At 40.8% G+C, this 21,447-nt stretch carries 16 protein-coding genes; all 16 read left to right on the forward strand.

Annotated features, from left to right (window positions below):
- Window positions 1–17 precede the first annotated feature (17 nt).
- The 16 genes from lpdA (at window position 18) to DXD68_RS13615 (ending at window position 21,383) form a co-directional block, all read left to right on the forward strand.
- Window positions 18–1,370 (forward strand): dihydrolipoyl dehydrogenase, encoded by a 1,353-nt coding sequence (gene lpdA / locus DXD68_RS13535; protein ID WP_122362103.1) that lies wholly within the window; start codon window positions 18–20, stop codon window positions 1,368–1,370.
- 113 nt (window positions 1,371–1,483) lie between these two features.
- Window positions 1,484–2,212 (forward strand): DUF4271 domain-containing protein, encoded by a 729-nt coding sequence (locus DXD68_RS13540; RefSeq protein ID WP_122362104.1) that lies wholly within the window; start codon window positions 1,484–1,486, stop codon window positions 2,210–2,212.
- Window positions 2,209–2,976: a uroporphyrinogen-III synthase gene (locus tag DXD68_RS13545; RefSeq protein ID WP_199715687.1), complete on the forward strand. Its 768-nt coding sequence runs from the start codon at window positions 2,209–2,211 to the stop codon at window positions 2,974–2,976. The genes DXD68_RS13540 and DXD68_RS13545 overlap by 4 nt, the downstream gene beginning before the upstream one ends.
- Window positions 2,966–3,352, forward strand: a complete 387-nt coding sequence (gene rnpA / locus DXD68_RS13550; protein WP_122362106.1) for a ribonuclease P protein component — start codon at window positions 2,966–2,968, stop codon at window positions 3,350–3,352. The genes DXD68_RS13545 and rnpA overlap by 11 nt, the downstream gene beginning before the upstream one ends.
- Window positions 3,352–3,573 carry a membrane protein insertion efficiency factor YidD gene (yidD, locus tag DXD68_RS13555; protein ID WP_122362107.1) on the forward strand — a complete coding sequence of 74 codons (222 nt, stop codon included), beginning with the start codon at window positions 3,352–3,354 and terminating at the stop codon, window positions 3,571–3,573. The genes rnpA and yidD overlap by 1 nt, the downstream gene beginning before the upstream one ends.
- 3 nt (window positions 3,574–3,576) lie before the next feature.
- Entirely contained in the window at window positions 3,577–4,245 is a 669-nt protein-coding gene (locus tag DXD68_RS13560; RefSeq protein ID WP_122362108.1) for a TatD family hydrolase, read from the forward strand.
- Between the two features lie 97 nt (window positions 4,246–4,342).
- Window positions 4,343–5,635, forward strand: coding sequence for a tyrosine--tRNA ligase (tyrS, locus tag DXD68_RS13565; protein ID WP_122362109.1), 1,293 nt, complete (start codon window positions 4,343–4,345; stop codon window positions 5,633–5,635).
- A gap of 406 nt (window positions 5,636–6,041) precedes the next feature.
- Window positions 6,042–6,617 (forward strand): RNA polymerase sigma-70 factor, encoded by a 576-nt coding sequence (locus DXD68_RS13575; RefSeq protein WP_122362110.1) that lies wholly within the window; start codon window positions 6,042–6,044, stop codon window positions 6,615–6,617.
- Between the two features lie 73 nt (window positions 6,618–6,690).
- The gene (locus DXD68_RS13580; protein ID WP_122362111.1) at window positions 6,691–7,683 is read left to right on the forward strand and encodes a FecR family protein; all 993 of its coding nucleotides are present in this window, start codon (window positions 6,691–6,693) and stop codon (window positions 7,681–7,683) included.
- A gap of 202 nt (window positions 7,684–7,885) precedes the next feature.
- Complete coding sequence (locus tag DXD68_RS13585; protein ID WP_122362112.1) at window positions 7,886–11,203, forward strand: TonB-dependent receptor; 3,318 nt, start codon at window positions 7,886–7,888, stop codon at window positions 11,201–11,203.
- Between the two features lie 11 nt (window positions 11,204–11,214).
- On the forward strand, window positions 11,215–12,849 hold the full coding sequence (locus DXD68_RS13590; RefSeq protein ID WP_122362113.1) for a RagB/SusD family nutrient uptake outer membrane protein: 1,635 nt from the start codon (window positions 11,215–11,217) through the stop codon (window positions 12,847–12,849).
- Window positions 12,850–12,860: 11 nt separating this feature from the next.
- Complete coding sequence (locus DXD68_RS13595; protein ID WP_122362114.1) at window positions 12,861–14,432, forward strand: glycoside hydrolase; 1,572 nt, start codon at window positions 12,861–12,863, stop codon at window positions 14,430–14,432.
- A 113-nt stretch (window positions 14,433–14,545) separates the two neighbouring features.
- Window positions 14,546–15,106 carry an RNA polymerase sigma factor gene (locus DXD68_RS13600; RefSeq protein ID WP_122362247.1) on the forward strand — a complete coding sequence of 187 codons (561 nt, stop codon included), beginning with the start codon at window positions 14,546–14,548 and terminating at the stop codon, window positions 15,104–15,106.
- 138 nt (window positions 15,107–15,244) lie between these two features.
- A complete protein-coding gene (locus DXD68_RS13605) occupies window positions 15,245–16,261 on the forward strand; it encodes a FecR family protein (RefSeq protein ID WP_122362115.1) in 1,017 nt (338 codons plus the stop codon).
- A gap of 186 nt (window positions 16,262–16,447) precedes the next feature.
- Window positions 16,448–19,738 carry a SusC/RagA family TonB-linked outer membrane protein gene (locus DXD68_RS13610; protein ID WP_122362116.1) on the forward strand — a complete coding sequence of 1,097 codons (3,291 nt, stop codon included), beginning with the start codon at window positions 16,448–16,450 and terminating at the stop codon, window positions 19,736–19,738.
- 34 nt (window positions 19,739–19,772) lie between these two features.
- Window positions 19,773–21,383, forward strand: a complete 1,611-nt coding sequence (locus tag DXD68_RS13615; RefSeq protein ID WP_122362117.1) for a RagB/SusD family nutrient uptake outer membrane protein — start codon at window positions 19,773–19,775, stop codon at window positions 21,381–21,383.
- Window positions 21,384–21,447 lie beyond the last annotated feature (64 nt).

Here is a 21,447-nt window from a genome sequence, read left to right on the forward strand (position 1 = left end):
TAATTAAATCTGATAACATGAAATACGATGTTGCTATAATTGGCGGGGGACCTGCCGGTTATACGGCTGCTGAAAAAGCGGCAGCGAGTGGACTGTCCACTGTGTTGTTTGAAAAGAACGCGTTAGGCGGTGTTTGCCTTAATGAAGGCTGTGTTCCTACGAAAACACTTCTTTATTCTGCTAAAGTGTATGATACCATAAAACATGCACAGAAATATGCTGTTAAGGCAGAGAATCCGACTTTCGACTTCCCTAAGATTATTGCCCGTAAAAATAAGGTTGTAAAGAAACTGACCGCCGGTATCCGTATGAAGATGACGGAACATGGTGTCGTAGTTGTTGTTGGGGAAGCGGAGATAAAAGGACGTGCAGCTGACGGTACAATCTCTATCGCCTGTGGTGAAGAAACGTATGAAGCAGCAAACCTGCTGTTGTGTACGGGATCGGAAACGGTTATTCCTCCTATCCCCGGTCTGGCGGAAACCGATTACTGGACCAGCCGTGAAGCCCTGCAAACAAAAGAGCTTCCTGCTTCTCTAGTTATCATCGGAGGCGGTGTGATCGGTATGGAGTTTGCCTCTTTCTTTAATAGCATGGGAACCGAAGTTCATGTAGTCGAAATGCTGGATAAGATACTAGGTCCGATGGATAAGGAGCTTTCTGAAATGCTTCAGGCTGAATATGCCAAGAGAGGCATTCAATTTTATCTGAGCCATAAAGTGACGGCTGTCCACGAAGGTGAAGTGACTGTTGAGAAAGATGGAGAAAGTTTTGTGATCAAGGGTGAAAAGGTCTTGCTGAGTGTAGGCCGCCGGCCGGTGACGAAAGGGTTCGGACTGGAGACTTTATCGCTTGAACCTTTCCGCAATGGCATAAAAGTCAATGAATATATGCAGACATCTCTTCCGAATGTCTATGCCTGTGGCGATATCACGGCATTCTCCCTGCTGGCTCATACGGCAGTCAGTGAGGCGGAAGTGGCGATTAAACATATCCTGGGCAAGGCGGGAGCCGGTATGAGCTATAAAGCAATTCCGGGTGTAGTCTATACCAATCCTGAAATAGCCGGCGTAGGTAAGACGGAAGAGGAATTGCAGGCGGACGGAATCCCTTATACCGTAAAGAAACTGCCGATGGCTTTCTCCGGTCGTTTTGTGGCGGAAAATGAGCAGGGTAACGGTGTATGTAAACTGATCCTGTCGGAAGACGAGACAGTGATAGGAGCGCACCTGCTGGGTAATCCGGCTTCCGAGCTGATCGTTATTGCAGGTATTGCCATTGAAAAAGGTATGACGGCTGAGGAACTGAAGTCGATCGTATTCCCGCATCCGACAGTCGGGGAGATTATAAAGGAAAGCCTTTTTAGTTGATAGTTGACAAGTGACAGTTGACAGTTAGGAAAATCCGCTAAAAAATCTGTCAACTGTCATCTGTCACCTGTCAACTGAAAAAAATCCCTACCTTTGCGCGAAATAAAAAGTAGATGGATCTGTTTGAAGGATATGTAGGCATTCGTTTGTGGGACGGACAGCTGGTGGATGATGTCATATTCACGCTGCTGCTATCCTTGTTGATTGCCTTTGCCATAATATTCCGGTCTAATTTTCAGCATTTTGTAAAGATGATGAAAGATGTGGTATATCTGAAAGAACGGCAGAACCTGTTTGATGAAACGGCCGGGAAGCGTGGTTCTTTCTTTCGTAATTTCATGACATTCCAGGCGTTGTTACTTTGTAGTATCGCCCTGTTTTCAATAGCCCGGACAAGGGAAATGGTCAGTTACGTGGACGGGAAAGAGGTTTTGCTGGCAATTACGGCCATTTTGGGTGTGCTGTTCCTGTTCTATCAGTTCAAACAACTGAGTTATTATCTGTTGGGATTCGTTTTTGCAGTGCCAGAGAAGTACAAGTTCTGGAAGAAAAATTATAATGCCATTATGGGAGCGTGGGGCATTTTGTTATATATTCCGGTCGTTTGGTTGATGTTCGTAGGAAGTAAAACATTGGCTCCCGTGATAATGTTTTGTATTTTCTATTTTTTGTGCCGTTTTGTAATAATTTATAAGACAATACGTATATTTCACAAGAATAATATCGGACTTTTGTATATTAGTTTGTACCTTTGCACCCAAGAAATCTTACCCCTCATATTTTTGTACGAAGGTATGATTTTTTTGTATAACTTTATTGAGACGAGTACTCTATGGCATTGAACATCAAAAAGTTGCTGGTATCACAACCGAAGCCTGCATCCGAGAAGTCACCGTATTTCGACATTGCAGAGAAATATGGGGTCGAGATCGACTTCCGTCCTTTTATCAAAGTTGAAGCTCTTTCTTCCAAAGAGTTCAGACAGCAGAGAATTTCTATTCTGGACTATTCGGCGGTAATTTTTACTGCGCGTACAGCTATTGACCACTTTTTCCATTTATGTGAAGAACTACGTGTCACTATTCCGGAAACAATGAAATATTTCTGTATGACGGAAGCTATTGCAGTTTACCTTCAGAAGTATATTGTATACAGGAAGCGTAAAATATTTTTCGGTCAGACTGGAAAGCCTGAAGATTTGGTGACTGTTATTGCAAAACATGCAAAGGAAAAATATCTGGTGCCGGTTTCTGACGTGCATAAGGATGATTTGTTGAGTTTGCTTGAAGCTAAAAAAATCAGCTATGTAAAGGCGGTTATGTATAGAACTGTTAGTAACGAATTTGCTAAAGATGAGAAATTCGATTACGATATGTTGGTATTTTTTAGTCCTTCAGGTATTTCTTCTTTGTTGAAAAATTTCCCGGATTTTAAGCAGGAGGATATCAAAATCGGGTGCTTCGGACCTACGACGGCAAAAGCTGTTAAGGATGCCGGTCTTCGATTGGATGTGGAAGCGCCTACACCTGAAGCTCCTTCAATGACAGCTGCTTTGGATTTATATCTGAAGAAAGAGTTGGGTGGAAACAAAAAGAATGGAAAATAGAAGGTATACCCTTTCAAAAGAAGAACGCCTGTCGTGGAAACGTTACATTGACCTGTTATTTGAAAAAGGACAATCATTTGTGGCGTTTCCACTACGGGTCGTTTATTTACCGCTGGAGGAAGAGATGTCTGCTCCTGTCTCTATCCTGATCAGCGTCCCCAAGAAAAAATTCAAACGTGCCGTAAAACGAAACCTGATCAAACGTCAGGTACGTGAAGCCTACCGGGTACGTAAATACGATCTGATCGATCCGTTGACAGAAAAAAACAAGCGCATGCTGATTGCTTTCCTTTATGTGGATAAAGAGATTCATCCTTTTACGGATATGGAGAAAGCGATGACGAAAGCGATCCGGATATTGCGCGAAAAAGAATAATGAAGAAATTCTTTACTGCACTGCTCCTGTTGCCGGTCTATTTCTATAAATATTGCATCTCACCTATGACACCGGCTTCGTGCAGGTATACTCCTACCTGTTCCGAATATGCTGTGCAGGCCCTCAAAAAGCATGGTCCAATAAAAGGCCTTTACTTGGCTGTAAAACGTATACTCCGATGCCATCCCTGGGGGGGAAGCGGATATGATCCCGTACCGTAGATTATGAATTATTACGATATACATGCGCATCATCCGGCTATCGATCCCGAGGATGTTACAATCATCAACAGGATTATAGGAAATGAAAAGGAAGAAAACTCTTTTTCCGGGCAATGGTGTTCGGTAGGTATCCATCCGTGGTATATATATAATAATGTACAAGGACAATTCCTCCGTTTGGAGTCAGCAGTCTTGTGTCCCTCTGTAGTAGCTGTCGGTGAGGCCGGATTGGATAAATTGTCAGAAACACCATTGGATATTCAGTCGGATGTATTTGCAAAGCAGGCTGCTTTGGCGGAAAGGAGCGGTAAACCGCTTATTATTCATTGTGTAAAAGCATGGGATGAATTGATTATGCAGAGGAAATCGATGAAACCCCGTGTCCCCTGGATTATTCATGGTTTCCGTGGAAATGGCATATTGGCTCAACAACTGCTTAAACAAGGCTTTTTCCTGTCTTTCAGAGAGTATTTCAATCAACAGGCATTACAGGCAGCATGGCCGGATCGTTTGTTTGCAGAAACAGATGATGCGGCAATCGATATTCGTTCGGTTTATCGGAAAATAGCATCCTCTTTGTGTATATCCCTTGAAGAGCTTACAGCTACATTGGAAAAGAATGTACAGAATGTATTTCTTTTATCCGTTAATTCCCGGAACAAGGTATACTAACCCTTGCTGTATCAAATAATTGTCAATTGTCAATTATCAATTCTCAATTTTAAGTCGTACCTTTGCCCGCATTCAATATAAACCTATAATTAAAACGATGAATTTTGTTGAAGAATTAAGATGGAGGGGCATGATTCATGATATGATGCCCGGAACAGAAGAGCAGTTACAGAAAGAAATGACTTCTGCGTACGTAGGCATTGACCCGACGGCCGATTCATTACATATCGGACACCTTGTTAGTGTCATGATGCTGAAGCATTTGCAGCGTGCCGGACACCGTCCTATCGCTCTGGTCGGTGGTGCCACCGGTATGATCGGAGACCCTTCAATGAAGTCGGCAGAGCGTAATCTGCTGGATGAAGTAACACTTCGTCACAATCAGGAAAGTATTAAAAAGCAGTTAGCTAAATTCCTGGATTTCGATTCGGATGCTCCTAATGCAGCCAAGTTGGTAAACAACTATGACTGGATGAAGGATTATTCATTCCTGAACTTTATCCGTGATATCGGTAAACACCTGACTGTTAATTATATGATGGCTAAGGATTCTGTAAAGAAGCGTCTTAGCTCCGAATCAAGCGTAGGTATGTCCTTCACTGAGTTCTCTTATCAATTATTGCAGGGATACGATTATCTGTTCCTGTATCAGAATGAAGGTTGCCGTTTGCAGATGGGTGGTTCCGATCAGTGGGGTAACATTACTACCGGTACGGAATTAATCCGTCGTAAAACAGGTGGTGAAGCATTTGCCCTTACTTGTCCGTTGATCACGAAAGCAGACGGTGGTAAGTTCGGTAAGACAGAATCGGGTAACGTGTGGTTGGACCGTCGTTATACCTCTCCTTATAAATTCTACCAGTTCTGGTTGAATGTAAGTGATGCGGATGCGGCAAGATATATCAAGATATTTACGGATCTGAGTAAAGAAGAGATCGCTGCCCTGGAAGAAGAACAGGCAGCTGCTGCTCATCTTCGTCCTTTGCAGAAACGTTTGGCGAAAGAGATCACGGTGATGGTTCACTCTCTGGAAGATTACGAAGCTGCTGTTGAAGCTTCCAATATCTTGTTCGGTAACTCTACTTCTGAAGCTTTGAAGAAGCTCGATGAAGATACTTTGTTGGCCGTATTTGATGGTGTTCCGCAGTTTGAGATCAGTCGTGATGAGTTGAGTGCCGGCGTAAAGGCAATCGACCTGTTCACTGAGAAAGCAGCCGTTTTTGCATCTAAAGGTGAAATGCGTAAGCTGGTACAGAGTGGTGGTATCAGTATCAACAAAGAGAAATTGGCTGATGCTGAAACTGTTATCGACTGTTCTTCTCTATTGGATGAAAAGTATCTGTTGGTTCAGAGAGGTAAAAAGAATTATTATTTGTTGATCGCAAAATAATACTGAACAAACAATCGTTCCAGCAATATTAAACGAAAGGAACACAATTATCAAATGAAAGAAGCATATATGTGCTTTATTCGTTTGATATATATCAAACGCAAAAGTGTTCGAATACAAATTAGTGTAAGATGCTGGAGATTGGAATGGCGATAGCTATATTCCTATAAGGAAGAAAAAATAGAAAAAATGCTTGCAGGGTAAGAATTTATTCTTACCTTTGCATCGCTTTAAATAAAGCGCCGGATTGTCTCATGGTGTAATGGTAGCACTACAGTTTTTGGTTCTGTCTGTCGAGGTTCGAATCCTCGTGAGACAACAGATTAAGCTCCGAATCTTTTGATTCGGAGCTTTTTTTATTTCAATCTGTCTAATTTGTATATGTGTTCTTATTATCTTTGCGTATATGTATCCAGTAGATATACAAAAAGTAAGAGAGGGGGATCACGTCGTTTTCAGATCTTTTTTTGAATGTTTCTATCCGAAATTAATGGCTTTGGCTTGCCGTTTTGTGGATGAACACGTTGCGAAAGATTTGGTGCAGGACGTATTTGCCCTTTATTGGGAACAAAAGCAGATGATTGATGCGGAGAATATACAATCGTTTCTCTATAAATGGGTACAAAATAAATGTTTGAATCATATCAAGCACCAGATGGTTGTGGAAGAATATGAAGCACGTGTGCAGCTTGCAGAAGCACGGATAGCTTTTCTTAATAACAGAGTCGACTCTAATGATGTATTGAAACAAGTAATTAATCAGGACCTTCGTGAATTGATCGAAATTTCCGTGAATAAACTCCCTCCTAAAACTGCAGAAGCATTTCGTTTATGTTATTATCATGATCTGCCTCATAAAGATATAGCAAAAGTGATGGATATATCTGTGCGTACGGTGGAGACTCATATACGTAATGCAGTTCTTTTTCTTCGGAAGGATTTGAAAGATCTATTACTACTTTCTATTTTATTTTTTAATTAATCTGATTTTTTTTGAAATAGACTACGTAGTTTTACTCTCTTCAGTTGTCTTCTTTATATAAAGCGCAAGATATATGAATGAAGATTTATTAATACGTTATTTAACTCATCGTTGTACCCCTGTTGAAATAAAGGATGTTAATAAATGGGTTGCAACTGATCAGGCGAATGCCGATTGGTTGTTTGAAATGGAGCGTATTTGGAGTTTGAAGAACGAATTGCGTTTTTCCCATAAGAGAGAGATAGAGGATGCATATAAACTGTTTTTATTTTCCCTGCAAAAGAGCTCTTCCTACAAAAAGGATTATCCCCCAAAACGATCGTTGTCATTCTCTTGGTTGAAATATGCTGTGGCTATTTTCCTTATTGGGCTGTTGAGTATGAATTTGTATCTGATGTTTGATGAAGAAGAGGTACGCATGAACGAGATAGAAGTGCCAAACGGGCAACGAGTATCCTTAGTCTTATCCGACGGAACACGAGTTTGGCTCAATTCCCGCAGTAAATTTACTTATCCGTCTGTTTTTGCTGCAAAAAGCCGTAATGTAAAACTGGAAGGAGAAGGTTTCTTTGAAGTTGCTCATAATAAAAAAAAACCTTTCATCGTACAGTCTGATTTGGTTTTTGTGCGTGTGTTGGGTACGAAATTTAATATGAAAGCATACCTGGATGAACCGTCTTCTGTTACTTTGTCCGAGGGTAAGGTTGAGGTGGTGACTAATGATAATACCCATCAAATGATATTGAAGCCGAATGAGCAGGCAACTTATACGAAAGAAGCCGGATTTGTGAAAGCTCAGGTTCTGAATGCAGAAGTAGCTCGGTCATGGACGTTGGGAGAGGCCGCTTATATAAATAAGAGACTGGATGAGATTACCAGTGATCTTGAGCGGAAGTTCAATGTGCGTATTCATATAAAGGACAAATCGTTAGCCTCGGAAATATTTACCTGTCGTTTTAAAGAGGGGGCAACTATAGAGCAGGTACTGACTCTGTTGAAGGAAACACGCGATTTAGATTATATCATTAAAGGTGATCAGATACAAATTTATAAACCTATAAAATAAGAAGCCTATGGGATAAACACAAATGTAAGAATGAAGAACCGAAGATGCGGCAAACATCCCCGGTTCGGATTAAGCAAGTAACGTATTAGAGACTACCTAAATTTATTACTAACTAATCATTTACAAATGTATGAATTTTATTAAGAAAAGCACGCCATGCGATGGGTGGAAATCCTCATGGCTCCGAAAAAGTCTATTTATTATGAGATGTATCTTATTCTTTTTATTATTAGGTACATTGCAAATCACAGCAAGTGTTACTTATTCACAGTCAGTAAAACTTTCTTTGAATATTGAAAACTCTTCCGTGCAGGAAGTTCTTTCAATTATTGAGCAGAAAAGTGCCTTTTATTTTACTTATAATTTGAAACAGATCCAGGCGGATCGGAAAGTGTCCGTTACAGCGAAGGATGAATCGGTTACTGATATTCTTGACAAACTGTTTGCCAGTGAAGGTATAAAATATGTCATTAATGGAAAACATATTGTTTTGTATAAGGCGGAAACCAATACTCAACCTATACAGAATCAAAATACGAAAACGATAACAGGAGTTGTAACCGACATGAATGGAGAGCCTGTTATTGGAGTAAATATAGTGGAGAAAGGGACAACGAATGGAACGGTAACAGATATTGATGGACGTTTTACATTACAAGTATCCCCGTCTTCTGTTCTGCAGATATCTTTTATCGGTTATGTAGAACAGAGCATAACCGTAGGATCTGAAACCTCTTTCTCTATTAAATTACAAGAAGATACACAGAAGCTGGATGAAGTAGTTGTTGTGGGATATGGTAGTCAGAAAAAAGTAAATCTGACAGGATCGGTTGCAACAGTCAACTCCGAGTCTTTGTCCAACCGTGCCATTTCGAATGTCTCTCAGGGCCTACAAGGTTTGGTTCCGGGTATGACTGTTACGAATAGTGGTGGTCAACCGGGTATGGATGCTGGTAAGATTCTTATTCGTGGTGTCGGTTCCTTTAATGTTTCTACTCCGATGGTATTGATTGATGGAATCGAAGGTGACATGAATATCGTGGATGCGCAGGATATAGAAAGTATATCCGTTTTGAAAGATGCCGCTTCAGCAGCTATATATGGCTCAAAAGCAGCTAATGGGGTTATACTTATTACTACAAAACGAGGGAAGCAGGGAGCTCCGAAGATTAATTATAACGGTCTTTTCGGATGGTCGTCTCCTTCCGAATTGATGCCTCGTACCAGTTCTGCAGAATTGGCACAGCTGACTAACGAAGCAGAGTATTGGACTGCTATTTCTGAAGGTGCCACCTCCGAACAGGCTACAAAGCGTATGCCGTATTCACAGAACGACATTGAACTGTATGCTAACGGGAGTGATCCGTACGGACATCCTAATACAGACTGGAATAAGCTGTTCTTTGTCGGTTCCGGATTTACCAACCGTCATAATGTAAGTGTCGGAGGGGGAACGGAATGGGTAAACTACCGGACTTCGCTGGGATATACTAAACAAGAGGGCATAGTGAAAAATGCGTCCAACAGGCAGTTTAATTTGCGTGTGAATTTGGATATGAAGATCACGGAAAGATTAAAATCCAGAATCAATTTGGATTATGTCAATTCGTTGATCCAGGAACCGACAAACCCGATTTCCTGGGATTCAGGAACAAGTGAACAGACTTATCGGCAGGTAAATAGAATATCGCCTATGGTCCCTTATAAAAATGAAGATGGTACCTATGGGACGATCAGCGACGGTAATCCGATTGCTTTCCAGGATCTAGGGGCAAAAGGTGAAAAACAAAACGATTATGTAACAGCTTTTGCTGAGTTCTCTTATGATATTCTGGATGGACTCGTTGCGAGGGTTAATGGCTCATATTATACACAAAATCAAGATTATAACTTATATAGAAAAGAACTTCAGTATAATGAAGCCAAGTATGATGGTCCAACACAATATACACAGTCTTACTACACGAATAATCGTACACAGATGGATGCTATGTTGACTTACGACAAGACGTTTATAGAAAAACATACGGTTAATTTGTTGGCAGGTTTCCATTCTGAATTGTATAAATACAAAGAAACAAAAGCCTACAGAAAAGATTTTCCTTCTACGGATGTAACTGATCTGAACGGTGGTTCGGTTGTCGGAATGACTAATAGCGGATATACCCGTGAACTTGCTATGAATTCGTTCTTTGCAAGAGCCAAATATAATTTTGATAATAAATATTTGTTCGAAGGGAATATCAGAGGTGACGGTTCTTCCCGTTTTGCCGAAGGATATAGATGGGGCTGGTTTCCATCTTTCTCCGGAGCATGGCGTTTGTCTAATGAGGACTTTATGGTTGGTGTACGAAACTTTGTTGATGATATGAAGATCAGAGCCTCCTGGGGAGTACTTGGGAATCAGGAAATCCCAAACGATTATTATCCGTACATCAATACCTATTCTACTTCTCCCAAATATCCTTTTGGCAATGTGATCAATACAGGAGCAGCACAGACAGCTAATAAGATCAACGACCTGTCATGGGAAACAACTTATACTTGGGGGATAGGTTTGGATATGACCCTCTTGAATTCACTGTCGGTGACCCTTGATTGGTATAACCGTAAGACAACCGGTATTTTGATGCAGGTTAATGTTCCTACTACGTTTGGTTACGGAGGGTATTATGACAATATTGGAGAGATGAGTAATAAAGGTCTTGAAGCTTCTTTGAATTATAATAAGCAGATTGATCAGGTTGCTTTTAATGCCGGGGTTAACTTTGCCTGGAATAAAAATGAAGTATTGTCGTTGGGAGATCTCGATGACCAGAAAGGTAGCCGCACCATCACCATGGTAGGTCATCCGTACCAGGCTTTTTACGGTTATCAGTCTGATGGAATCTTCCAGACAAAGGAAGAAATAGAAAAAGCTCCTAAATATACGATGATCGACAATGCCCGTTTGATCCCTGGGGATATCAAACTTGTCGATCGGAATAATGACAATATCATCGATGAAAAGGATAAGATCATCCTGAACTCCGAAAATCCTAAATTTACATTTGGAATCAATTTGGGAGCTAAATGGAAATGGTTCGATGCATCTTTATTTTTCCAGGGAGCAGCCAGTGTTGCCCGTTATTTTACGGATGAAATGTACGGTGAATTTAATGGTGATTCAGGGCATCCATCTAAGTTATGGCTGGATAGGTGGACACCTGAAAATCCAACGAACAAGATGCCGCGTGCTTCCAAATTCAGAACATATAATATGCCGGAAGTAACCACTTCCGATTTCTGGTTGGTGAATACGAATTATTTGCGCCTGAAAGATGTGCAGGTTGGTTTCACATTTCCTAAAACATGGTGTAACAACATGAAGATCACCTCGGTCCGTGTTTATTACAGTGGACAAAATATGTTGACTATCAAGAAATGTCCAAAAGGTATCGATCCGGAAGCTCCGAGCGGCTGGGGTGCGTATTACCCACATATAACAACTAATTCTGTTGGAATTTCTATTACATTATAAAGATTAATCGTATGAAAAAGATATTATATATATTCATTATAGGTCTTCTGGCAACATCCTGTTCTCTGGATCGTGCGCCCAAAGATTCTTTGTCAACTGCAACTTTCCCAAAAACAGAGAAAGATATTGAAATGTTAGTGATCGGTTGTTACGATGGTTATGTGGATCAGACGTTTACAGTTTATAATGATGTATTTAGCGATAACGGTTATTGTGCAATCAATACAAACTGGTCTGCCTATGCCAATGGGAAAGCGACTCATTCGAATCCGGGAATCGGATGGTTTGATTATTCATTGATTACCCGTTGTAATAATTTCCTGGCATTGACTGAAAATACGGAGATACCATTTAAAGATCCGAACAGACTGAAACAACTCAGGAATGAAGTTCGTTTTATACGTGCCTGGAGATATTATATGATGGCGACAGCGTATGGTGATATTCCACTGGTAACAGAGGTTGTTTCTACCCTTGACGAGTCTAAGATTCCGGCTTCACCGGAAACAGAAGTCGTTAAATTTATTCAGGATGAGCTGAATGAACTTTCGGCTGAAGGAGGACTGGATGTTACTCCAAAAGAATCCGGTCGTGTGACCAGAGGAGCTGCATTAGCACTTAAAATGCGTATTTGCCTTTATTATAAGCAATATGAAGAAGCAATTACCGCTGCTAATGAAATAGAAAAACTGGGTGTTTACAGTTTGTATTTAGCAGGAACGAATCCTTATGCAGATGTTTTTAAAGAAGCAAATGAAGATAACTGTGAGATTATTCTGGCAGGTAAGAAGGTAGAGAACGATTACAGGAATCAAACAATTATCGAGTTCTGTAATGCGAATGATGGCGGATGGTCAGCTTTTGTCCCTGTGCAAAGTCTGGTAGATGCTTATGAGACTTCTTCCGGCCTGACAATTGAGGAAGCCGAAAAAACTGGTGAATATAATCCGGTTCATCCGTATAAAAACAGAGATCCTCGTTTTTATGCGACGATCCTGTATTCCGGAGCTGACTGGGTAAATAGTAATGGGGTATACAGGATATACAATACGCTTGACCGGACTATTGATGGAAAACCCAATAAAGACAATGCGAACGATTCGCGTAATGCTTCCCAATCGGGATATACCTGCTGTAAATATATGTCACCTCTCACGCAGTACTCCGATATAACGAACACCGGTCTTGATTTCATCGTCTTTCGTTATGCGGAAGTACTTTTGTCGAAGGCAGAGGCACTGATTGAGCTTAACAGGGATTTGGATGAAGCAACCAATCTGATTGATCAGATACGTTTGCGTGCGGGTATGCCGTTGGTTGACAGAATAAAGTATTCGACTCAAGCGTCTTTACGTGAATTATTACGTCGTGAAAGACGGGTTGAGTTCGCTTTTGAAGGTTTGCGTCGTAGTGATATTGTCCGTTGGGGAATAGCGAAAGAAGTGCTTAACGGACCGGTCTATGCAACCAACTATGGTACCGTGATTATGGATACGAATATTCCTCAGGAAGAAAGAGCTGTTATTCAGACAGGAGAATCGAATAAAGTTGTACTGGAAATACGTTCTTTTAAGAATACTTATCTTCCTATTCCACAGTCAGAACTGGACAGGAATCCGAATCTGATTCAAACAAATTTTGAATAAACAATGATCGTATGAAATATCAGTTATTGAGAAACTTCCTGATTTCATCATTACTGCTTACTTTTCCCTTACTTCGGGCTGAAACAGCATTGAAGAACGGGGAAACGACCTCCTTCCGTGTCAGGAAGGAGGTGAAGCATCAGGTGATTGACAATTTTGGTGCGTCGGATGCATGGAGGATTGCATTTATCGGTAAATATTGGCCGGTAGAAAAGCGTGAAAAGATTGCTGACCTGTTGTTCAGTACAAAAATGGATGCGAACGGGAATCCGGTTGGTATTGGATTGAGTAATTGGAGGGTTAATATTGGTGCCGGTAGCTTTGAGAACCGTGAAAATAATGAGGTAACGAGTGTATGGAATCGTACGGAATGTTTTTTATCACCGGACGGTTCGTACGATTTTACCAAACAAGCAGGGCAACAGTGGTTTATGAAAGCTGCAAAGAAAAGGGGAGTCGATGACTTTTTGTTTTTTACTAATTCTGCCCCCTATTTTATGACAAGGAGTGGTTCGACCCTTGCACCCGACAAAGAGAAGATCAACTTGCAGGAGGATAAGTTTGCAGACTTTGCTGATTTTCTGGCGTTGACAGCTAAGCACTTTACGGACGAAGGTTATAATGTCAGGTATATAAGTCCTATTAATGAGCCTCAGATAGACTGGGGCGCCAATAAATGGCAGGAAGGTAGCTTTGCTACCAATGAAGATGCTTACAAACTTCTTGGTGAGTTGGATAAAGCAGTGACCCGTCATAAGGTTTCAACGAAAATTGTGTTTGGCGAGGCGGCAGATATGAAATATCTGTTCGATTGCGATACCAGCCTGACGATGCCGGATAACATTATCGAAGAGTTTTTTACCCGTAAAGGACGATATAATATTATGGGAATGCAAAATGTTTATAACTGTGTATCAGCCCATGATTACTGGAGTGCTTATCCAGCGGAAACTTTGGTAGGATTAAGACAACGGATCAGTAAATCTTTAGAGAAAACTGGCAATAAAACTAAATTCTGGGCATCCGAATATTGTATTTTGGAAAAGAATGAAGAGATATCCGGTGAACCTTCTCCTGCAAAAAGTATGAATCTGGGTTTGTATGTTGCCCGGATTATCCATACCGATCTAGCTGTCGCAAATGCCTCTGCCTGGCAGTGGTGGACGGCAGTTTCAATGGGTGAAGATGTCCCAATTCAGCTAAAGCCGAAAACAGGTTCAACAGGTGAAAGTCTGAAATATGACGGAGTGATCAGTCCTACTAAAATGCTTTGGACTACAGGGAATTTTAGCCGATTTATCCGTCCTGGTATGTGGAGGATATCTCTCGATAGGGAGCCGGATATTTCCGAGTTGGAAGCGGCTACCTCTTTAATGGGATCTGCTTATACGGATGGCGAGAAAGTTATATTGGTTTTTATCAATTATGAGGATAAGCAGAAAGAGATAAAAATCAAATGTAGTGATTCCGATAAAGGAAAAATGTATGTTACGTCGGAAGATAAGAACCTGGAGTATATAGGAGAATATAAATTATCAAATTTGAAAATAGCTCCTAGGTCAGTGGTGACGGTGGTCATTTGATTCTGATCAATAATCAGTCTTGTGTGAATAATCTCATGGGACTGATTATTTTTATTTTGGATGGAAAAATTACTACCTTTGTTGCTTTAATTCAGGGGAGTAGCAGCATAATCATGGATAGTAAACTTTTATATCGTCTTAAAGAGGGAGACAGGGATGCTTTTAATACCGTTTACTGGCGGTATAGTCCGAAAGTATACAATACCGTTTTGTATTTGCTGAACGATTCCGATATAGCGGAAGACGTTGTGCAGGAGCTCTTCCTTACGATTTGGGAAAAGCGGGCTAACATTCAACCGGAACTTAACTTCGAAGCTTATATCTCAACCATAGCCCGTAACTTAGCTTATAGATACATAGAAGAAGCCTTTCATAAAAATCAACCGGTAGAGGAACTCAATGACATCAAACTTACCTCCAGTTCAGAAGAAGATGAGATTGAAGCCGACTCCCTGCGTGACTATATTTTCAATGTAATCTCCTCATTCCCGGAAATGCGGCGGAAAGTATTTATTATGAGTCGGTTTGAAAATCTTTCGCATGCAGAAATAGCAAACAGACTATCCCTGTCTGAACGTACGGTGGAAGCCCATATCTACCAGGCATTGAAAGAGCTTCGTAAAGTGCTGGGAAATAAAGCTGTCGCTTTCTTTCTTATCTATCTTTCTCTGTAAGATACGTTTCTGTTTCTCTCCATATTCCCTGGTGCTTGAAAATTTATTTTGTGAACTAAAGTTAAAAAACAGCATATTTTATATTTAGACTAAGTAGTAGCTGTATTTATTGGACTACTATATATAAACGAATCAATGATGAGAATAGAATTACTTCACCGTCTGATAGCAGGTACGACTACCGAAGAAGAAAACCGGCAGTTGATGGAATGGTTCCGGCAGTGTACATCCAAAGAAGAATTTTTTGCACTGTTTGAAACTGCCTGGAAAGACAGTTCGGATGAGATGCCCAAAGATGTTCAAGAGCGTATGTATCGCCGGTTAAGTCTTCGTCTGGATGAAAAGGAGAAAGAAGTGAAAATCGTTCCGTTGCGTTCTCGTTTTTCATGGAAAATAGGACAACGGATTGCTGTGGCTTGTATAATCATTGTATTGAGTCTGTTCAATTATAATATGAACCATAAGCAAAAACAATTGTCGACACAGAATTTCATGGTCTCTGCGGAAAAAGGACAACGAGCCTTTGTTACTTTGCCTGACAGTACGAAGGTCTGGTTGAACTCCGATACAAAGATCAGTTATCCGGCAGACTATGGTATGAAAGAACGGAATGTAACATTGGTAGGAGAGGCTTATTTTGAAGTGGCAAAGAATCCGGCAAAACGCTTTGTCGTGGAAGCGAAAGGCATGCAAGTGGAAGCTTTGGGTACTGCATTCAATATTAATGCCTACAGGGATGATAATAAAATGATTGCATCACTGTTTTCTGGCTCTGTGAGAGTCAGCTATGAAGATCATGTGGCGATTCTTAAACCGCATGAGTCTGTTAAGGTCGATCTGTTGACACGGGGATTTTTACAATATAAAGATGAAAACATGCAGGATATAGCTCTTTGGAGGGAGAATGAGATCACATTCGACGGTGAGTCTTTAGAAGAGATTACCCGTATAATGAATCGCCTGTATAATACGACCATATATATAGAGGACGAATCGTTGAAGAAAGAATGCTATGTAGGAACTATCCGGAATAACAGCCTTGAAAACTTTATCGATATTATTAACCTGACAACTCCGGTTGTGTATGAATATAAAGGAGACACTGTTTTCCTGAAAAGAAGAACTCAAACAAATATGCCTATGAGGAAGGAATGAAAGAATAAAAAAAGCGAGGTAACCCTTGATAGAGCTACCTCACAAGTACAATTTTAGCAGATATCCCATAAGTTGATACAGTCGATGTAGGAGACCGACTGTTGTTAACGGGACTCCTCTGCTTACAAAGTTACAAACATTTATTTTATCTACATCTTATTTCTAATTAAAAGAAAATTGAGTAACATGAAGCATTTATTTAAACAGACGGTTATTCTGACATTATTGTTAACCTTTCCACTGTTGGAAATCCACGCTCAGATAACCATACATATGAAAGACAAACCCGCTTCAGAAGTGGTGAAGCAAATTGAAAAAGTAAGTAAATATCGCTTTTTCTATAAAAAAGGTCTTCCCGGTATGAATACAGCTATCTCTGTTGATGCAAACGATCAGAGTATTGAAACGGTGATGGGACAGATCGCTAAACAGATTTCTGTGTCTTATACTATAAAAGGAGAAACACAGGTTGTATTGACTGAGCCGGAGTATCAAAAGAAGGCTACCAATCAAAAAAAGTCGTTGAAGGGAACTGTAACGGATACAAACGGTGAACCGGTTATTGGGGCAAATATTATTCAGAAAGGTACAACCAACGGAGTCATTTCCGATGTCGATGGTAATTTCAGCATGGATGTACCGGAAGGTTCGACTCTTGAAATTTCTTATATAGGTTATCGTCCTAAAGAAATAAAAGTAGGGAGTAAGGAAATTGTAGCTGTTACTTTAGAAGAAGATACCCAGACATTGGAAGAAATTGTTGTTGTCGGATACGGAACACAGAAAAAGATAAATATGACCGGAGCTGTTGCCCAGATTGACAATAAGGATCTGGAGAGCCGGCCTATTCAAAACCTGTCTTCCGGTATCCAGGGATTGATGCCGGGTGTAACAGTTACTTCACAGGGAGGACGTCCGGGACAGGATGGCGGATCGATCCGTATCCGTGGTGTCGGGACTTTGAACACAGCAGACCCTTATATCCTGGTGGATGGTATTGAAACAGGAACAATGAACTCGGTCGATCCGAATGATGTTGAAAGTATCTCGGTCCTGAAAGACGCTGCTTCTGCCGCAATTTATGGTTCGAAAGCTTCCAATGGTGTTATTTTGATTACTACCAAGCGTGGTAAGACCGGTAAGCCTCGTATTTCCTATAATGGATACGTCGGTATTCAGAATCCTACGAATCTGACTGAACGTCTGAACTCTTATGATTATGCACGCCTTTATAGCCAGGTAATGGTTGCTGAAGGTTTAACGCCTCGTTTCTCAGAAGAAGAGATACAGAAATTTAAAGATGGAACAGATCCGAATTATCCGAATACGGATTGGTACGGAGAGGCTTATAGAACCGGTATCCAGCATTCTCATAACGTCAGCATGAGCGGAGGTACGGAAAATGTGAAATATATGGGGTCTGTCGGTTATCTGAATCAGAGTGGTATTTTACCGAATGCAGAAAGACAGCAGTTTAATGGCCGTACGAATTTGGATGTGCAGCTGAATCCGAGATTGGCAGTTCGTATGAATCTGGCCTATATTAAGAATGATTATTCAGATCCTACATCTTGTTATGCAGGAGGTGGATCCGGTCAGATCTTCCGTTCATTACAAGGAATGGCTCCTTGGATTGTCGGACGTTATCCGGACGGAACTTATGGTACTGTTTCTGATGGTAACCCTTTAGCATGGCTGGATTTGGATCAGACTGTTGACCGTAAAAATCAAAATTTTTCGGGAGTCCTGGCTGTAGATTATAAGGTAATGGATGGTTTGACGGCTACAGTAACAGGTTCTTATGTGAACGATCAACAACATTATCGTGATTTTCAGAAATATATCCGGTACAATGAGAATAAAGAGTCGGAGCCTAACCATTTGGATGAACGTTATTATGGTTGGCATCGGGCAACGTTTGATGCCTTATTGAATTATGATAAACAATTTGGGCTGCACAATTTAAAGGCGATGGCAGGATGGCATACGGAAAAGTATGATTATTCCTATACTAAAGCTTATCGTAAAAATTTTCCTACAAACGATTTGACGGACATTGGTGCAGGGGATGCAGCTTCCCAAACCAATGAAGGATACACCAGAGAGTTGGCAATGGTTTCCTGGTTTGGTCGTATTAATTATGATTACGCCGGAAAATATTTATTGGAAGCGAATATCCGTTCTGATGCTTCGTCCCGTTTTGCTGATGGAAATCGCTGGGGATATTTTCCATCGTTTTCAGGAGCATGGCGTTTGAGTGAAGAAAGCTTTATGGAAAGTACAAAAGACTGGTTGAATAATCTGAAAATTCGTGCTTCCTGGGGATTGTTGGGAAATCAGGATGCTTTGGACGAATATTATCCGTGGATGAGTACTTATAATCTGGATGCCAAATATCTGTTTGGAGGAGAGGTGAACACTGGGTATTATCAGAAATCTTATAAACTTTCTACTATTGGATGGGAGAAAGCTCGTACCTGGGGTATTGGTCTGGATGCAACGATTAATAATAAGATCAATATATCTTTCGATTATTATGACCGTAAAACAACAGGGATCATTATGGACGTACCGGTTCCTGCGGAATTTGGTCTGGATGCTTATAAAGATAATGTCGGTGCAATGGCCAATCGTGGAGTCGAGCTGATGGTAAGTTATAATAACTCCTGGGGCGACTGGAAGTTTGGTGCAACGGCAAATATGGCTTATAATAAGAACGAACTGCTGGATTTAGGTGGAGTCGATTATATGACTGATCCGAAAAATGAGTATAAACGTCGTGAAATAGGTAAACGGTTTAATTCCTACTATGTATATAAAGCTGATGGTTTTTTTAGTTCTGATGCTGACGCACAGGCTTATATGGATAAATATGCAGGGAAGGATGGGTATCCGTTTGGTTCGCAAAAGTTTAAGGCTGGAGATTTGATTTATAAAGATGCTAATGGCGATGGTAAAATTACGGCTGATGACCGTGTTTTGGCTGGATCGACTGATCCGACTGTTACATTTGCACTGAATCTGAATGCCGGTTATAAAGGCTTTGACTTGTCGATGCTATTTTCGGGTGCTGCAGGTGTACATCGTATGGTTGATGGAGGTTCTGTCGGTACTTTTTCCGGTGATATTTCTCATCCTGCATCTATATGGCTCGATGCCTGGACTCCGGATAATCAGGATGCAACGATGCCTCGTATATATTATATGCAAAATTCTCCAAGTGCGTCTTATAATGTCATGTCGACGTTCTGGATACAAAATACCAGTTATCTACGCATGAAGAACCTTCAGTTGGGATATACGATTCCTGCTAAAATATTGAAACCGATCGGTATCGAGAACTTGCGCGTTTATTATTCTGCAGAGAACTTATTTACGCTTGACAATATGTTTTTTGATATTGATCCGGAAAACTCAGGAACAAATGAATATCCTTTGCTTCAGACCCATTCTTTTGGGGTAAATCTGACATTCTAATCTATTTATTATCTACAATTTAAAAGAAAGTTTTATGAAACGACTATTAATATATATGCTGACAGGTGCATCGTTAATGGGCACATCCTGTTCCGATTTTTTAGATACGATTCCCCGGGATGCTTTATCTCCAAGTACGACCTGGCAGACTGAAGAAGATGCTCAAAAGTTTTTGGTTGGTTGTTATGACGGATGGGTGGATGACAGTGCGATTCTCTATTGGGATTGTGGCTCTGATTTCGGCTATAATAATTTTATACATGAAGGTTGGAGACTTATAGGTAACGGTGGTATGTCTCCGGGAAATCAGGTGGCCAATTTGTATAGTTTTAGTATGATTCGTCGTTGTAATGATTTTCTGACTAATATAGAAAATGTTGAATTTGAAGATGAAGCAGAAAAAAATGATATGATCGGTCAGGTAAAGACTATCCGTGCTTTCCAGTATTTTGATAAGAACTGGTGGTATGGTGGTATCCCTATTATCGATTCTTATTCTACTGCAGATGAAGCAAAGGTGAAACGTAATACGGAGGAAGAAGTAAAACAATATGTTTATGATGAATTGGATGCTGCCATTCCTCTATTAAAAGAAACGCCTTCAGCCAGGGGGTATATTGCTAAAGGGACAGCTTTGGCTTTGAAGATGCGTTCCGCTTTATATTATGGTGATTATGCACGTGCAAAAGAGGCTGCAAAAGCTATTATTGATATGGGAATGTACGATCTGGAGTCTGATTATTCCAGACTGTTCCTGGTAGAAGGTCAGGATTCCAAAGAGATTATCATGGCCACTCAGCATGATACGAATTTGACTTCTACCTGGGTAATAGCTACTATGTATAATAATGCAGATGGTGGTTGGTCGTCAATGGTTCCTACCCAGAATCTTGTTGATTTTTATGAAATGGATAATGGTTTAACAAAGGAGGAAGCCGGTAGCGGTTATGATCCGGTTCATCCGTTTGCCAATCGCGACCCGCGTATGGCTATGACAGTGCTTTTTCCCGGACAGGACTGGGGGGGCGGAATATTGAATACGCTGGATAAGACCGTTAACGGGGTTGCCAATCCGAATGATCCGAACGGGGCGGATAACTCTTCCAAAACCGTTTTGACCTGGGCTAAGTATTTAGGTAAAAGTGTGAATTATTATGCTGATATGTGGTCTGCGAATGCTAATATTATCGTTTTCCGCTATGCAGAAGTCTTATTAAGTTATGCAGAAGCAGAAAATGAACTGAATGGTCCTTCTGCTGAAATTTATAACATACTGAACCGTATTCGCAATCGTGTCGGGATGCCTGATGTCGATCAGACGAAGTATAATACACAGGCAGAACTGCGTAAATTGATCCGCCGTGAACGTTCTGTCGAACTGGCTGGTGAAGGTCTTCGCCGGGCGGATATTCTTCGCTGGAAAGACGATAGTGGTAAACTGGTGGCAGAAACAGTTTTGAATGGCCCGTTGAATCGTATAACAGGAACTATCGACTATAAGGAAAGTAATCCTTATAAACGTGCGGTAGTAACAGGAACGGAATTGATCGAGCCTCGTCAGTATGCATCTCATAATCGTTATTTACCGATTAAACAGGATGCAATGGATAAGAATCCGAATCTGGACCAGACTCCGGGTTATTAATTTTGTATTTGGTTGAAAGCGAGGAATATCTCCGATGTCTTCTGTGTTTCGGAGATATTCCTCT

The sequence above is a fragment of the Parabacteroides sp. TM07-1AC genome (assembly GCF_003480915.1).
In the GTDB taxonomy this organism is placed as follows: Bacteria; Bacteroidota; Bacteroidia; order Bacteroidales; family Tannerellaceae; genus Parabacteroides; species Parabacteroides chongii.

Bases quoted from the DNA above. Each gene is read 5' to 3' on its own strand.
- lpdA (WP_122362103.1), top strand. From the start codon at position 18: ATGAAATACGATGTTGCTATAATTGGCGGGGGACCTGCCGGTTATACG.
- DXD68_RS13540 (WP_122362104.1), top strand. From the start codon at position 1,484: ATGGATCTGTTTGAAGGATATGTAGGCATTCGTTTGTGGGACGGACAG.
- rnpA (WP_122362106.1), top strand. From the start codon at position 2,966: ATGGAAAATAGAAGGTATACCCTTTCAAAAGAAGAACGCCTGTCGTGG.
- yidD (WP_122362107.1), top strand. From the start codon at position 3,352: ATGAAGAAATTCTTTACTGCACTGCTCCTGTTGCCGGTCTATTTCTAT.
- DXD68_RS13560 (WP_122362108.1), top strand. From the start codon at position 3,577: ATGAATTATTACGATATACATGCGCATCATCCGGCTATCGATCCCGAG.
- tyrS (WP_122362109.1), top strand. From the start codon at position 4,343: ATGAATTTTGTTGAAGAATTAAGATGGAGGGGCATGATTCATGATATG.
- DXD68_RS13575 (WP_122362110.1), top strand. From the start codon at position 6,042: ATGTATCCAGTAGATATACAAAAAGTAAGAGAGGGGGATCACGTCGTT.
- DXD68_RS13580 (WP_122362111.1), top strand. From the start codon at position 6,691: ATGAATGAAGATTTATTAATACGTTATTTAACTCATCGTTGTACCCCT.
- DXD68_RS13585 (WP_122362112.1), top strand. From the start codon at position 7,886: ATGAGATGTATCTTATTCTTTTTATTATTAGGTACATTGCAAATCACA.
- DXD68_RS13590 (WP_122362113.1), top strand. From the start codon at position 11,215: ATGAAAAAGATATTATATATATTCATTATAGGTCTTCTGGCAACATCC.
- DXD68_RS13595 (WP_122362114.1), top strand. From the start codon at position 12,861: ATGAAATATCAGTTATTGAGAAACTTCCTGATTTCATCATTACTGCTT.
- DXD68_RS13600 (WP_122362247.1), top strand. From the start codon at position 14,546: ATGGATAGTAAACTTTTATATCGTCTTAAAGAGGGAGACAGGGATGCT.
- DXD68_RS13605 (WP_122362115.1), top strand. From the start codon at position 15,245: ATGAGAATAGAATTACTTCACCGTCTGATAGCAGGTACGACTACCGAA.
- DXD68_RS13610 (WP_122362116.1), top strand. From the start codon at position 16,448: ATGAAGCATTTATTTAAACAGACGGTTATTCTGACATTATTGTTAACC.
- DXD68_RS13615 (WP_122362117.1), top strand. From the start codon at position 19,773: ATGAAACGACTATTAATATATATGCTGACAGGTGCATCGTTAATGGGC.